The organism is Rickettsia rickettsii (assembly GCF_001951015.1).
GTDB lineage: Bacteria > Pseudomonadota > Alphaproteobacteria > Rickettsiales > Rickettsiaceae > Rickettsia > Rickettsia rickettsii.
In genome coordinates this window covers 464265-477588 of record NZ_CP018914.1, presented here as the reverse complement: position 1 = coordinate 477588, position 13324 = coordinate 464265, and the positions used below count along the sequence as shown (strand labels likewise).

Genomic DNA, 13324 nt, shown 5'->3' with positions numbered 1-13324 from the left:
TTTTTATTTTTAATGGTTATCTGTAGTAATTGTGTCTTCAGTTGTTTGGGGTATAAGTAATTTTTTTAGCTCACTACTATCAAAAGTTTTCTTAGGAGCAAAAATACTCCCTTGCATTTTTATATTAAGATGTGCCAAGCTATCTTTATCAGAACTTGTATTTGAGGTATTTAACTTAACAAGCCTTGCCGGCACGTAAAATGATAAAATACTAGATGCATCCATATCAAAATTATATATATTAACTGCAAAAGAGGCCGCACCGCTACTATATTGTGTTGCAAATTTTACTTTCTTTAAAAGGGCAATACCTTTTTGTAGTTCAATATCACCGCTTATACCTCTAATATTTTCTTGGCCTGTGGTTATAGCACTATTTATATCTTTATCTAAATTTTGTACCTTATAATCAGCTGTATCAATTTTTTCTATAAAAGCATCAATTGCAAAATTATTAACATCTATATTGTTTATAGCAAATTGTGATTTTGTAGTAAGGTTATATAGCTGGCTTTGAAGAGTGTTACCGTTAGTTCCTAAACTACCGCTTATACTTATTTTTCCGCCACTTGCAGTAAATATTTTAGGCATAAGAGCTGAAACTTTGTTTAAATCTATTGTATTTAAAGCATATACGAAATTTATAGCATAAGGTTCTAATAAAATATTGCCGTTACCTTGAAGCTTACCACCTAATAATTCTGCTTCAATATTATTAAATTGTAATAAATTATTATTATTTGCTACATAAAATTTAACATTTTTCAATATTAAATCATTTTGTAATAATGTCGACAATGTACCGGAAACTTGTAAGGTAGCTTTATCTAAACTATAATCATTTATTAATTTATTTCTTAAATTCAGCATTCCTGCCGGTGATAATAAATCAGTAGTAAGATTACCGTCCTTAATTTCTACGGTCAAAGACGGCAATACACTCGATGCATCTAAGTTCCAGCTAGTTGATAAATAGCTGTTAGCAGTTTTAAAATCTAAATTACTAATTTTTATATTAGCTGGTACGATTTTAGCAAGCAAATTCATTTTGTCAAATACATGATCGTTATACTTAACGCTATCTATCAGAATATCTAAATTAGCTAAATATCCTATTGTTCTAATAGGGATGAATTTACTTGGATAATCTAGAGCTTTCATATCTTTAGTTAAATTTTTTGTAAATTCGATAAGCGGCGAAATTATTGGATACGTTCTACTGCTTAAGTCAAGCGAAGATATATTAAGCGTAGCGTCTAAACGAGGTGTTTGAGCAATAAATTTACTAGAAAAATTTCCTGATAAATTTAAATGATCTGTTTTGAGTAATAAATTTTTAAAAAATAAATCTATTAAAGTGAGTTTTAAATCCGATGACAAGCTAAAAGGAATAGCTTCTTTAATAGTAACGTCGTTAAATCCTAAAATATGCAGTAACGAATTTATATCGTTGTGCTTTAAATATAGCTGTCCATCGAACATACTTCTAACGGCATTCTGTGTTACATTACCTGTCAGCTTAAATTCTCCACCTGATTTAATATTACCTGAAAATTCATTTATCTTTAAAGTACCCTTTGATAAGTTAGAAGAAAAGACTATTTTTTTTAGTTCTTCATTATTACTTAAAATTATTTCGTTAATTGCCACGTCTGCTTTAAGTAATTTATTGGCAAAAATAAATCTAATATTTGAAGAAGAAGTATTAAATGTTCCCTCTGCATTTGGAGAAATTAACGAACTTAAATCTATTTTAGGAAAATCTAGTTTTACATTAGTAGTAATATTATCATTTTTAGCAATGTTAACAAATCCATGACCAATAATAAAAGATGATGCTATTACTATGTCTTTTAGTTCTATTGCATCTTCATTATTTGAAATATTAAATTTAACGTTTACTGCCTCATGTTGATTAAATTTATTAAAAAGATGGTTTAAATCCGGTAATATATTATACATTACCGATGCTAAATTTTTAATCTGATATTCACCACTGCCGCTAGTAAGCTTAGAATCTTTGTAAATTTGCGATAACTTAAAACCATAATCATTATTATCAATATTAAGACTAAAATCTACTATATCGTCACGTTTATTAATTGAACCTGAAATTTTACCTATATAGTTACTTGTAGTTTTAAATATGTAATTAGACGATAAAGCATTTTCTTTTTTTAATATACAATTATTAAAATTTAAAATAGAATAATCTTGTTTATTAATAATACTTAGATTAGTAACATTTAGATTTATATTTTGTAATTTATATTTAAAGAAATTCTTTATTAACTCTTCATGATTATAAATATTTAATACATTAGAATGTGAATAAAATTTAGCATCTAATATATCTATTTTATTAATTTTAGGATTAAATTTTATAAGCGACCACAACGAAAAATGAATTTTAATCTGCTCTAAATCTAACTTTCCTTCTTCTCTTATCGTCTCAATAACTAAATAGGACAAAGGAAATTTATGCATCTTTATTTTTCCGATATTTTCTTTCGCAATTCCTAAATGACTGGTAAAATTATTAGTAACCGAATTATAGTTAACAAACGATAATGCACCACACATTATAAATAACAATAATGAAAAACAAATTATGACGCCGGCAGCTATTTTTTTTATCATGTCTGTAAAAAAGTGTTTAAATATATTATTATATATAATTATCAAAATTTAAAGGCAAATTAATGAATTCTTTAGAAAATTTAATTTTAGTCGGTGTAATAAAATCATGTCATGGAATTAAAGGTCATGTAATGTTAAAATCTTTTACCGACCCTGCTACAAAAATACTTGAAAGAAATTTAGTAAATGAGTCAGGAGCCAATATATATATTAAGCTAATTAGCCAAAATGCCAAAGGAGAATTAATTTGTACATTTAATGATATAGCTACTCGAAATGAAGCTGAACATTTAAAAGGTTATAAAATATTTTGCTTAAGAGCAAGTTTACCGGAACTAGAAGAAGATGAATTTTATATAGCGGATTTAACTCATTTACCGGTATTAAACCAAGATCATAAAGAAATAGGCAAAATTAAAAATATTCTTAACTTTGGTGCCGGTGACATAATTGAAATAGAATTTTCAGATCAAACAACCGAATTATTACCTTTCAATAAAGAATTTTTTCCTATTATAACTAAAGATTATGTGATTTTAAATTATCAAAGAGAAGCTTGAATAATTTACCGTAGTTTTCAATTTCTTTATAGTACCCTACGATTCTTATTCACCTCTGTTTCATCCCGTGGCGTGCCACGGGATCCATTTAAAAATACTAAATTTATTAGTATTTATTGTTTTTATGGCCCCCGTGGTCAAGCCACGGGGTGACACAGTGGGTTTTACCGGTCCACGCAACAACATCTACTCGCAATGATGGAAAAACCGATCCACACAACAACGCCTCGTGGGAATGACATAGAATATAATTATTTTAATCCTTAATTGAGTAAATTATATAAAATTGACAATTAATCCTTAAATACTATAATTAATATATGTATATAAATAGAAGGTTAAGCTCTATGCCTAAAACTTTAAAATACTCACTTATTATATTTATAAGTATAATATTATTATTAATTGTTATTCCTTTCTTTATTCCTTTAAATAATTATAAAGAAATAGTAATAGATAAAGTTAAAGAGGCTACAAATAGAGATTTAACTATTAACGGCGACATAAAATTATCTTTACTACCGAATCCCGCAATATCACTATCAGACATTAAATTATCATCAATAAACGGTACAAAAGAACCTCATCTAGTTTCCGTTGAAGGTGCTAAAGCGTCATTGCGACTTTTTCCTCTTTTTAGAGGCGCAATTGAAGTAGCTTCTATAGAACTGCAAAAACCGATTATAAATCTAGAAGTTTTAAGTAATGGACAAAAAAATTGGCAATTTTCTACACCTAATAATGCATCCAAAACAAATGAACTTAGCTCTGTAGAATCTACCGATACTAAAACTGAATTAGCACTTCCTATTTTGATTAGTCATTTTAAAATTATAGACGGCAAAGTAATATATATAGAAAAAAACAGTGAGAAAATATTTAACGATATTAACTTAGAGACTAAAATTAAAAGCCTTAAAGGTCCTATAGATTTGACTTTAGCTTTAAAGGCTTTGGAACAGCAAATTAATATAGACGGCAATATTGAAGAAATCGGTAAAATAATTCCGTTAAGTGCCAATATTAATCTTGCCGGTGAAAAAATTACAATCGAAGGAAAATTTGATAGCGAAAATAATGCGTTCATAGGTAACACAAATATTAAAGGTAATACTAAAACTTTAGGTATGCCTGCTGATTTACAAAATGACTACGAGCTAACTACGGCAATTACTGCCGATAGTAAAAATATAGCTATTAAAGATGCTAGACTTAATTATCCAAATATAGAATTACTAGCAAATGCAAATTATGATATAGAGCGTAATAATCTGAAATCAAATATTATTATCAATCCCGGTAACATTATAACCGAGATTAGCTCTAATTTAGATAAGACAAATATTATGCTACAAGCTGATAGTTTAAAACCTATACTTGATGCTCTAAAACTAAAGACCGATAAATTACCGTCTATTATTAACCAAAAACTTATACTTACTTCTAATGTCATTAGTAATGCTCAAGCAATAAAATTACAAAATATTAATTTATCGGCTGCAAATACTAATCTAACGGGAGATATTGAGCTTAAAAATTTAGCACAAGATATAACTATTTCGCACAATCTAAAAATTAATAATTTTGAGTCGTTTATGTCTCTTATGGGAGTAAGTAATTTAAGTCAGATTGGAGTATTGCATTTAAACGGAGGAGTGCAAAAAATTAAAGATACTTTCCATATTAATAATAAAATATCCGCTTTTAATACTAATATATCTATTAAAGGAGATATTAATTTAGAAACTCAGAAGCCCAATTTTAATCTTAACTTATATAGTCCGTTAGTGAATTTGGATAAAATTCTTACAAGTAATAGTCCTACTCCTGCTCCAAATAAAACTAATAGTCCTGCTACTCAAAACATACCTACAGCTAAAAATAATTCTCCTTGGTCAAATAATCCTATTAATTTAGGGTTTTTAAATGAAATTGAAGGGCAATTATCCGCAAATATTGATAAATTAACTAACGACTCATTAATCATAAATAATTTAAAAGCAAAATTAAATATCACCGGCGGCACGCTGAATATTACTTCAGTTAATGCAAGCATTTACGGTGGCGAACTAAGTAGCACCGGTTATGTGAGTTCAGCCAAAGATCAAAACGCTGCAATTAAAATCGATTTAAAAAATGCCTATCTCAAAAGCTTCACTCCGCAATCGGATAAAATAAAAATAACTGATGGGCGACTAAGCTTTAAAGCCGATCTTACTTCTCGCGGTAATAGCGTTTATACATATGTTAATAATCTAAATGGACAATTTAACGTAAATAGCGATAACGGGGAAATAAGCGGATTTGATTTAAACCGAATAGCAGATGCGGTAAATAATGCTAAAAATACTGAAGGAGTATTGCGACTGATTAACAGCTCCTTTAGTGGCGGATCCACATCGTTCAAAAATTTAATTGCCAGAGGAAATATAACGCAAGGCAAGCTTAATTTAAATGAATGTAGTTTAGATGCTTCACCTGCCACAACAAATGCAAGCGGTCAAATTAACTTACCACAATATATGATGGATATTAGTGCAAGTGTTACTATTGCGGATTTACCGCCTATAGCCGTTAAATTATACGGATTCATAAATAATCCGCAGCATAAATTAGACGTTCAAGCCTTTCAAACATATTTAGTTAAAAACGTATTTAATAGCGTTATTAAAGACTTAAAAAGCGGAGAGAAGAAACCTGAAAATATTATTAAAGATGCTTTGGGTCTCAGAAAGAAAAAGGATACAAATACAGAGGAACAAAACAGCCCTCCGCAGGAAAACCAACAAGCAGATCCTGTGAATAAGCTTCTACAAAAAGGATTGAAGAAACTGTTTTAATGTGACCGTCACGGGTGTTGTGTGACTTATTATTCCTCTCTATGTCATCATCCAGCAAAACATATAATATAGTGTAGTAACAATGTTGAAGTTATTTTTTCTAGACTTAGTTAGCAAGCAACTAGATGACAGTGCAAAACTCATAAATACCCACGTTTTGATACAGTTACTCCTGTGCCAAACCTAATTGGATACAAATCCTTTGTTTCCTCAGTACCTAATACCAAATTAGGTATGTTTTTAGGGAAATCTTGAATTACTTTAGTAATTTTTGCTACTTCTCCATCATAATTTACCTTTTTCAACAAAATAATAAGGTCTTCATATAATGATTTTTTATTTGGATTTAACCCTATAGCTCTTTTGATAGAAGCGAGTGCTTCCTCCGGATTTATTTTATGTAATTTATTAAAAAACTCTTCGTGATAGTATACTTTACTTGGATCTAGTTCAATAGCTTTCTTTAATGATTTAATCGCATTATCTTGTTGTTTTTCCATTAAAATAGAACTTAAACTATGAAAAAATTTCAGCTTCTCTATTGTTATATTTTTCAGTCTTATTATAAGTTTCAATAAAATTTCTTCAGGATCAGTTTAAACGAATTTTCGTAGATTGTGTTTTTCTTCTTGATATTGGATATCTGTTATGAAGATCGAGATATTTTTTCACTACTTTCTTTAGCAATTTCAGAAGTTTTAAACTTCCAATAAGGCAAATTTTCATTTTTATATGGTTGACAAATGCATACTCCTTGCTCCCCTTTACCTACTCTATAGCTTTCCGGGCATTTACGATACTCAATATCATTTTTCCATTTATAACTTTTATTATCAAAATTTAGATAGCTTGGTTTTTCCATAACTTATGATATATTTGTAATTAATAATTTATAACTACAATTTCAACGTAAGTAAATAAATCTGAAGTTTGTAAAGCTAAGTAAGTAGTTTAAATAAACTTTAATTTAAAATCGTATGATTAAGAAAATAGTACAAAATACGAAAACTTTGCACGTACGTCCTAATGGAAGATCAGCTGATTACATAACTCCTAACTTCATGTATGGCTGTGCCGGAGGTTGCAGAAATAGTTATTGTTATGTTATGCATCATAACTATGAGACATTATGTATCAATGAAAATATAGATCAAATACTTGACGTATTGGATAAACATATAGCAAACTTACCGACTAAAATTTCCAATCAAACAGATTCTAAATATTGGACATATGATATAGGTTGTTCTACCGATGTAAGTTTGCATTGGAAACACACTAATTGGTTAAAGATATTTAATTTCTTTAAAGAAGATCCACGTGCTAAAGCCACTTTTGCTACTAAATATGTCAATCCTAAATTACTTAATTTTAATCCTGAAAACAAAATAAGGATTAGATTTAGTTTGATACCGACAAGAATGAGTGAGATATTAGCGCCAAAAACGAGTCCAATTATCGAGAGAATAAAAGCGGTGAATATTTTTATTGAAGCAGGTTACGAAGTTCATCTAAACTTTGCTCCTATTATTGCTTATGAAGGCTGGCTTACCGAATATGCAAAGTTATTTGAAGATTTAGCTCAATACATAAACAACCAATATAAACCGTTTATAAAAGCGGAATGCATATTTTTAACGCATAACGATAAGCAGCATGAAAGAAATATTGCCTTAAATAGATTAGAGAGTGAAGCTTTAATTTGGCAACCAAATTATACAGGAAAATAAAGTAAGCGAATATGGAGGCAAGGCGGTACGTTATAAAGCCAGTATTAAGAGTAGTTTGATCCAACGATGGAGTGTGTTGCATGACAGGTTGCTCCCATGAAATAAAATACGATATATATTCTAACTCTTCCTACTTATCAAAATTACGAAACAAAAGCATAAAATTTAAAAATTACAGTTATAAATAAAAAATCACTGGCATGAAAATACACTTATGATATGTTTCTTCACGTTGGGTTTCAATTTTAGCTTCTATAAAAGTAACCCAACACTATTATCTCTCAGCTAATAGTGGATATAGTGTTAGTTGAGTACAAAAGTAAAAATATAAAAAACAAGTAAAATATAGAATAGGCAAAAAATCGTTTAGCTTGTTTGTTATCAGGGGTGTCATAGAATAAAGAACCGGCATAATATAGAAATACTACCCCAAGGATACCAGAAATTATTAAATATATAAAATTATTCATTCCAATAAAAAAAGGCATTAGCGAAACAATAAATAAAAGAATACTGTAAATTAGAATTTGTTTTTTAGTATATACAGTCCCCTTTACTGCAGGCATCATCGGTACTTTACAGTTTTTATAGTCATCGTTACAGAATAAAGCAAGAGCCCATGAATGCGGCGGCGTCCAAATAAAAATAATCAAAAATAATATAATCGACTCTAGAGATATAGTATTGCTTACCGCTGCATAACCTATCACAGGAGGTAATGCTCCCGATACTCCGCCAATAACGATATTTTGTATAGAACGACGCTTTAACCAAATAGTATAAATACAGATATAATAAAAAATAGTGAATAGCAGTAAAAAGGATGCAAGTAGATTAACACATAAAGCCATAAAAAATACTGCAAAAAATCCCGTTATCAAACCAAAAGATAAAGCTTCATCAGATTCTATAACTCCTCTTACTATCGGTCTTTTTTGGGTACGTTTCATTAAGCTATCGATGTCTCTATCGTACCACATATTAATTGCCCCTGCACTACCTGCCCCAAGCGCTATGCAAACAACTGCAATACCAGCAATAAACGGATGCACGGAATAAGGAGCAAGCCACATACCTACAAAACCCGTAAAAATCACAAGTGACATTACACGCGGTTTCATAAGTAAAATATAGTCTTTAACAGTACTTTGTGAATTATTGATTTTACCTAAATTGATTGGTCTTACTAAGGAACTCATATGAAATATTTTTTAATTAAATATAAAAAGTTTTAGGTTAAAAATCAATTATTGACTTTGAGGCAAGAAATGTATATATTTTTTTGTAATTCAAATAATAAATAATAAGTTAAGGATATTATCAGTGACAAAAATTGTTCGTTCTAAATATAAAGCTAGTAGAAGACTTGGAGTAAGTCTATGGGGTGATAGCAAGGATGCTTTCAATACACGAAATTATCGTCCCGGGCAACATGGGCAGAATACCATGATTAAAACTTCAGATTATGGGTTACATTTAAAAGCTAAGCAAAGATTGAAATGCCACTACGGTCGTGTCACTGAAAAACAATTTAGAAATATTTTTGCACTTGCTCAAAAAATGAAAGGTAATACCGGTGAAAATTTCATTGGGTTACTTGAAAGTAGACTTGATACGGTAGTTTATAGAATGAATATAGCTCCAACTATTTTTGCTGCACGACAGTTAGTTTCACACGGACATATTAAATTAAACGGTAAGAAAGCCGATATCGCAAGCATACGACTAAAGGCAGGCGATGTTATAGAAGTTAAAGAATCCGTAAAACAAATACCGCTTATCCAAGAATCCGTTTCAAAACAAGGTCAAACAACACCGGGGTATTTATCATTTGATGTACCTTCATTAACCGGTAAATATTTAAGAGTTCCTGCTCTTTCTGATGTCCCATATCCTTTTGAAGCAGAAGTGCATTTAGTAATCGAGTTATATTCTCGTTAACAATTATAAAAAGGCAGGTTTTATTTATCTGCCTTTTTACTTTCTTCCCTACACCTACATTTTTTCTTTATACTATAATACAACTTATCACCTAATTCGGCAGCTTTTAGTAAAGATAGATTAGTTAAGAATTTAACGTCTGAGCTAAGAAAAACTGTAATTTTTGACGAAGCAAGGAAGTATAAAAATGCTAATTTTTAGTATTTTTATGGAGTGCCACGCTACTTTCAATCGCTCAAAAGGTATTGCTGCGTGGATCAGTTTTTCAATTGTTTTTGGATACCGTGGTCAAACCACGGTATAACACTGAGTGCCTTTTTCGATACACATAACACCACCCACTCACAATAACGATATCTATTTTTAATAAAAATAATGCTGCTTCTACCTTTTCCAAAAAGTTAGCATATGGAACGCATTTAATAATTAGTGGTATAATTGGTTTTATTGTAAATGGGACAACAGGAAGCAGTCTTTTTGTTTCGGCAACTCTTGCTGGTGAAATCTTAATAACCGAAGGGTATTTTCAGAAACATTATCTTACTTCTGCTACATTTAAAGGAAGTTTAATCTACCCTATTACTACAAATCTCATCACAACTTTTCCTAATTATTCAGTACCAATTTATTTAACTTCTACAGCTGCAATAGTAGGCTTAGCATATTATGGGACTGATTTCTTAAATTATCAGGAAAATTTAAAAGAAATTCAGATAAACTTAACTCCTAATATTAGGGTAATTGATCCTAATATACTTTCTAACAATTTTAAAAATGATTCAAAACCGAAAATGATGGCAATTATTAATTGCATTAACCTTACTCATACAGGACCCTAATGCTGATATAGGAGCTCTTGTTTCTCAAGGAGCAAAAATCAGTATTTTATGGTGTGGAAAAAATATAATAAGCACACTATTCCAATCATATAAAGTTTCTTTAACACAAAATACGCAAGATTTAATCGAACAAAAAACTTTAGAACTGTTACTAAACTAGGAATATAAAAGTAAAATCTTAGGATTAAAGAATATAGAAGCTATTACTAATAATTTATTTAATGATCTTAATAATACTTTCACTATTGGAATTTTACAATTAGAGAATTTAACCACTCAAAAAATTATACAGCTTATTGCATTGCAAGATATAATGAATTTAGTTCCAGGAGCTATTATATTTAATGCGTTTGACAATATTAAGGAAGGATTTTTAAATATATTATATCAACTGAATATTTCTTACAGGTAAGAAGCCAGAGGAAATTAACGAAAATACAGCTTCTATAGTAAGAAATATATCCTCTAATACTTCAAATATCTTGTTAACTGATTCTGCTCAATTTGTACAAAATCAATATGCCAAACAACTTAAAGCTAAAAAAGACATATCAAAGAAAATGTTGTTTTTAGATAGCACAAAAAATACTATAACTACTATACTAGATATCTCCGATAAATTCATAAAATCACTTTACTATATTTATAAAGTAAAAAATGGAGAGATTACGCCTGAGCAAGCTCTACTACTTAATCCTTGGCTTGAAACCTTAAAATCATTCTTAACAAGTTCCTCATTAAAAATAATCTTTAGTGGAGCAGTTATATAACAAGCGAGAATTACAAAATTAATAGAAGCAATTTCTTCTGAGAATACAAAAGGAATAACATGGTCTACTAATGATACAAACGATGAACTTGTAATTTCTGATTATAACCTAATTATAGAAGAAAGAACTATTTTGAGTTTTGAAAAATTAGTATTCAAACTAGGAGCACATGATCTTCTTTCAGCTTCCTCAGGAAAAGGCAAGACTACTTTTTTAAAGAGTTTAGTCAATTGTATTGCTGATCCATGCCATAGCGTTGGTGAAATTTCCATACCTACCCATTATCAAAATCCAAAAATAATATTTATTGATCAGAATAGTTACATACCGGTTTAATCTACTTTATTTGAAATAATAACCTCCGACCTTGATCAATCAATCATTAAAAGTAATAAGCAATTATTAGAAGAAAAAATTAACACACTAATTATAAAATTAGATCTAGGTACATTAATTAAGCACTTAAGTGATAAAAATTATGATGTAATAAATGCACCAAGTGGCAGTCAAAAGAAAAAAATTGGAATCATTGAAGCTATAATTTCAAACCCTAAAATATTAATTTTAGACGAGGTATTTGCTAATCTTGATAAAATATCTATAGAAAATGCATAACAAGCTTTAAAAGAATTTTTACCGGAAACTTTAATGCTTGTAGTGCATCATGACGGTAAATCTCATGACTATAATAATTTTTATGATCAGTATAAATCTTGAAGATTTGTATGCTGAAATAAAATTATTAGGAGAATAGCTATTCTATTCAACCCTATATACTTGACTACTTTTCATTTATCATGAGTATATACTAAATCTAGATGTTCAATTATGGGAGTTTTTTAAGATTTCTTTATAGATTTCAAGGTTTTTTCTTAGCATCAGATCAAGAGAGAAATTATTAATTACCGTATGTCGTGCCGCTTCTTGGATTTTCTTAGCAAGATCAGTACCTAAAATCGAGAAACAATAATCGATTTTCTGTGCTAACGCTTCGGCATTATTTGGTTCTACGTGGAAACCGGTTATATTATTCTTTATTGTCTCTACTGCCCCGCCGATATTAGTTGCAATAACAAGCTTCTTCATCGCCTGCCCTTCTATAATAGTACGCCCGAAAGCTTCAGGCTCGATTGAGGCAGAAATGATAATATCGGAAATCCCATATAGGTTTATTATATCCGAATCATTACCAAAAATTTGAATTTTATTTTGAAGTTTTAGATTAGCTATAAGCTCTTTTACTCTATTAGTAAAATTGGGATGTCTAGATATATCACCGACCATTAAACAATAAAAGTCTCTATGTTTTAATTTACTTAATGCTTCTACTAGAACAAGATGTCCTTTCCAACTTGTCATCCTAGAAGGCATTAATATTATCGGCACGTTACTCGGTACATCATATTTATCACAACATTTTTCAAGTTTTTCCGGCGTTAAATTTGCGGGATCGAAATAATCACAATTCACTCCACGCTCAATTACTACTATTTTATCTTCATCAATTTTATAGTTTTCGAGCAAGTGTTGTTTTACAAAATTAGACACGGCAACAACTTTCTTGCCTTTTAGCATTATGCTATTATAATATTTTTTAAAACTATTCGGAATATTATAAACCCCATGAAAGGTAGTCAAAAATTTAGCATTTGTCCATTTTGTTGCTAGATATGAACTCCATGCCGGTGCTCTTGATCTTGTATGAACTATATCAACATTATATTTTTTGATTATTTCTGCTATCAATTTTGCATTATTCAGAATTACAAAAGGATTTTTACTGTTACTATTCATTTCAATATGCAATATATCTTCCTTATCTAACTCTTTAACTAGAGTACCGCCTGCTGAAATTATTATAGGAGTATGACCGAGAATTTTAAGATATTTTGCAACTTCTATAGTACCTCTTTCAACTCCTCCCGAAACTAGAGCAGGCACTACTTGCAAAATAGTATATTTATTGTATCGTTTACTTGACTTTAATGAAGGCATTAAATCTCA

Annotated in this window: 12 protein-coding genes; 7 read left to right on the top strand and 5 right to left on the bottom strand. The window is 29.7% G+C overall.

All coding sequences use genetic code 11. The annotated features are described in order from the left end of the window. Nucleotides 1–9: 9 nt before the first annotated feature. Complete coding sequence (locus tag BTU51_RS02730) at nt 10–2640, bottom strand: AsmA-like C-terminal region-containing protein (protein WP_012150677.1); 2631 nt, start codon at nt 2638–2640, stop codon at nt 10–12. A gap of 62 nt (nt 2641–2702) precedes the next feature. Here BTU51_RS02730 and rimM point away from each other — a divergent pair, with 62 nt between their 5' ends. Next, nucleotides 2703–3200, top strand: a complete 498-nt coding sequence (gene rimM / locus BTU51_RS02725; RefSeq protein WP_012262331.1) for a ribosome maturation factor RimM — start codon at nt 2703–2705, stop codon at nt 3198–3200. A gap of 347 nt (nt 3201–3547) precedes the next feature. Continuing rightward, complete coding sequence (locus BTU51_RS02720; RefSeq protein WP_014362465.1) at nt 3548–6040, top strand: AsmA family protein; 2493 nt, start codon at nt 3548–3550, stop codon at nt 6038–6040. Between the two features lie 140 nt (nt 6041–6180). Here the strand turns inward: BTU51_RS02720 and BTU51_RS02715 are convergent, their stop codons facing one another. Together BTU51_RS02715 and BTU51_RS02705 are read right to left on the bottom strand one after the other, a co-directional pair. Next, nucleotides 6181–6540 (bottom strand): tetratricopeptide repeat protein, encoded by a 360-nt coding sequence (locus BTU51_RS02715; protein WP_041472431.1) that lies wholly within the window; start codon nt 6538–6540, stop codon nt 6181–6183. A 146-nt stretch (nt 6541–6686) separates the two neighbouring features. Then, nucleotides 6687–6902 carry a DUF4385 family protein gene (locus tag BTU51_RS02705; RefSeq protein ID WP_012150673.1) on the bottom strand — a complete coding sequence of 72 codons (216 nt, stop codon included), beginning with the start codon at nt 6900–6902 and terminating at the stop codon, nt 6687–6689. 115 nt (nt 6903–7017) lie between these two features. Between BTU51_RS02705 and BTU51_RS02700 the strand changes: the two genes are divergently transcribed. Continuing rightward, complete coding sequence (locus BTU51_RS02700; RefSeq protein WP_012262329.1) at nt 7018–7770, top strand: spore photoproduct lyase family protein; 753 nt, start codon at nt 7018–7020, stop codon at nt 7768–7770. A gap of 281 nt (nt 7771–8051) precedes the next feature. Here the strand turns inward: BTU51_RS02700 and cyoE are convergent, their stop codons facing one another. Then, the gene (gene cyoE, locus BTU51_RS02695; protein ID WP_012150671.1) at nt 8052–8969 is read right to left on the bottom strand and encodes a heme o synthase; all 918 of its coding nucleotides are present in this window, start codon (nt 8967–8969) and stop codon (nt 8052–8054) included. Nucleotides 8970–9093: 124 nt separating this feature from the next. Here cyoE and rpsD point away from each other — a divergent pair, with 124 nt between their 5' ends. The 4 genes from rpsD to BTU51_RS10150 all read left to right on the top strand — a co-directional run bounded on the left by rpsD (nt 9094) and on the right by BTU51_RS10150 (nt 11935). After that, nucleotides 9094–9711: a 30S ribosomal protein S4 gene (gene rpsD / locus BTU51_RS02690; protein ID WP_010977111.1), complete on the top strand. Its 618-nt coding sequence runs from the start codon at nt 9094–9096 to the stop codon at nt 9709–9711. A 1321-nt stretch (nt 9712–11032) separates the two neighbouring features. Further along, nucleotides 11033–11320: a hypothetical protein gene (locus BTU51_RS02675; RefSeq protein WP_012150670.1), complete on the top strand. Its 288-nt coding sequence runs from the start codon at nt 11033–11035 to the stop codon at nt 11318–11320. Nucleotides 11321–11452: 132 nt separating this feature from the next. Beyond that, the gene (locus BTU51_RS02670; RefSeq protein WP_012150669.1) at nt 11453–11656 is read left to right on the top strand and encodes a hypothetical protein; all 204 of its coding nucleotides are present in this window, start codon (nt 11453–11455) and stop codon (nt 11654–11656) included. Between the two features lie 15 nt (nt 11657–11671). Next, nucleotides 11672–11935 (top strand): ATP-binding cassette domain-containing protein, encoded by a 264-nt coding sequence (locus BTU51_RS10150; protein WP_410526367.1) that lies wholly within the window; start codon nt 11672–11674, stop codon nt 11933–11935. 207 nt (nt 11936–12142) lie between these two features. Here BTU51_RS10150 and BTU51_RS02660 read toward each other — a convergent pair whose 3' ends face one another. Then, nucleotides 12143–13315 carry a glycosyltransferase family 4 protein gene (locus tag BTU51_RS02660; RefSeq protein WP_012150668.1) on the bottom strand — a complete coding sequence of 391 codons (1173 nt, stop codon included), beginning with the start codon at nt 13313–13315 and terminating at the stop codon, nt 12143–12145. Between the last annotated feature and the right edge of the window lie 9 nt (nt 13316–13324).

Excerpts from the sequence above, each read along its gene's own strand:
- cyoE (WP_012150671.1), bottom strand. The coding sequence starts at position 8,969 with ATGAGTTCCTTAGTAAGACCAATCAATTTAGGTAAAATCAATAATTCA.
- BTU51_RS02720 (WP_014362465.1), top strand. The coding sequence starts at position 3,548 with ATGCCTAAAACTTTAAAATACTCACTTATTATATTTATAAGTATAATA.
- BTU51_RS02715 (WP_041472431.1), bottom strand. The coding sequence starts at position 6,540 with ATGGAAAAACAACAAGATAATGCGATTAAATCATTAAAGAAAGCTATT.
- BTU51_RS02700 (WP_012262329.1), top strand. The coding sequence starts at position 7,018 with ATGATTAAGAAAATAGTACAAAATACGAAAACTTTGCACGTACGTCCT.
- BTU51_RS02660 (WP_012150668.1), bottom strand. The coding sequence starts at position 13,315 with ATGCCTTCATTAAAGTCAAGTAAACGATACAATAAATATACTATTTTG.
- BTU51_RS02730 (WP_012150677.1), bottom strand. The coding sequence starts at position 2,640 with ATGATAAAAAAAATAGCTGCCGGCGTCATAATTTGTTTTTCATTATTG.
- BTU51_RS02705 (WP_012150673.1), bottom strand. The coding sequence starts at position 6,902 with ATGGAAAAACCAAGCTATCTAAATTTTGATAATAAAAGTTATAAATGG.
- rimM (WP_012262331.1), top strand. The coding sequence starts at position 2,703 with ATGAATTCTTTAGAAAATTTAATTTTAGTCGGTGTAATAAAATCATGT.